This window comes from Tepidimonas sp. (assembly GCF_046292505.1).
Taxonomy (GTDB): Bacteria; Pseudomonadota; Gammaproteobacteria; order Burkholderiales; family Burkholderiaceae_C; genus Tepidimonas.
The window spans coordinates 1-691 of record NZ_JBKBQX010000190.1; the positions used below are offsets into that span (position 1 = coordinate 1).

The window sequence follows — 691 nt, forward strand, 5'->3', positions numbered from 1 at the left end:
TGGTCGCGGATATAATCGCCCGCCGTCTGCAGCGTCCGGCCGAGCTTGCCGCCGGGATGGCGGAAGCCGAAATCTTCGGTCGAGAAACCCCGCCGCGCCATCAGCACGATGGTCAGCGCGTCGCCCAGCGCCAGCGCCATGGTGGTGGAGGAGGTCGGCGCCAGGCCGTTCGGGCAGGCTTCCGGAACGGTCGGCATTTCCAGCAGCACATCGGCGTAGCGCCCGAGCGTTGAGTCGCGCGCCCGCGTCATGGCGATCAGCGGGATCGCATTGCTCTTGCAATAGCGCAGCAGATCAATCAGCTCCCGGCTTTCGCCCGAATAGGAAATCGCCAGCACGACCGAGCCTGGCACGATCATGCCCAGGTCGCCATGGCTGGCCTCGGTGGGGTGGAGAAAGAAGGACGGCGTGCCGGTCGAGGCAAGGCTTGCCGCGATCTTCTGCCCGATATGCCCGGACTTGCCGACGCCCGCGACGATCACATAGCGGTCCGTGGCGAGGATGACATTCACAGCCTCTTCCAGCGATGGGCCGAGGGTCTGCTCCAGCTTTTCGAGCGCGTCCCGCTCTGTACGGATGACAGTCCGGGCGAGGTCGAGATCCGATTGTGAGGTCAAGGTAATAAGGCTCCGCACGCCAGACTGGCGTAGGGCCTTGTCCTAGAATTAGGTCGGCGCTTCAAGCCCTGACG

Annotated in this window: 1 protein-coding gene; it reads right to left on the reverse strand. The window is 64.7% G+C overall.

Going from position 1 to position 691, the window contains the following annotated elements; genetic code table 11:
- A partial coding sequence (locus ACK4TH_RS12665) for an SIS domain-containing protein (protein WP_409626959.1) occupies positions 1-617 on the reverse strand: 617 nt, incomplete at its 3' end.
- Positions 618-691: the final 74 nt, after the last annotated feature.